The 456-nt window shown below is 60.1% G+C and carries 1 protein-coding gene; it reads left to right on the top strand.

The annotated features are described in order from the left end of the window. Nucleotides 1–158 precede the first annotated feature (158 nt). Nucleotides 159–456 (top strand): hypothetical protein (locus tag AC066S_RS39345; RefSeq protein ID WP_478271988.1); only part of this gene is annotated, 298 nt, incomplete at its 3' end.

The following is a 456-nucleotide window of genomic DNA, read 5'->3' as shown; positions in this document are numbered from 1 at the left end:
CGTCGAAGGTATCGCGCGACGTCCGCCGTTCCGTTCGGCGGAACGATTGGCAAACACCCGCGGTTTTTAAACGCATTGTTTCAATATGGTTGAGCTGGCGTGCCGCTTCGCAGCTAGCATCCGCCCCCATCGAAAACGCGACAGTAAAGGGAGGAACCATGAGCGCGGAGTTGGCGGCGACGTTTTTCACCATGGGCTATGCCCAGTCCGTGGCCCAGTCCATGGAAAAGAACCGGGTGGACGTATTGGTGCTCACGCAAGGCCAGTACATGGGCATCCTGCAGGACAAGGCCCGCAACAACCCGGCGCTGGAATTCAACCTGCGCAAGATCCTCGCCAGTTCGACGTTCGGTCAGTATTGGCAGCACACCTTCAGCCCCAACGCCAGCGAGCCTTGGGTAGGGCCCGCAGCACAGGGCGCCAACGATGCGATCGCCATCACCCGAACGCTGAATG

This window comes from Bradyrhizobium sp. CFUWI (assembly GCF_056429085.1).
This window is presented reverse-complemented; position numbering and strand designations above follow the sequence as displayed.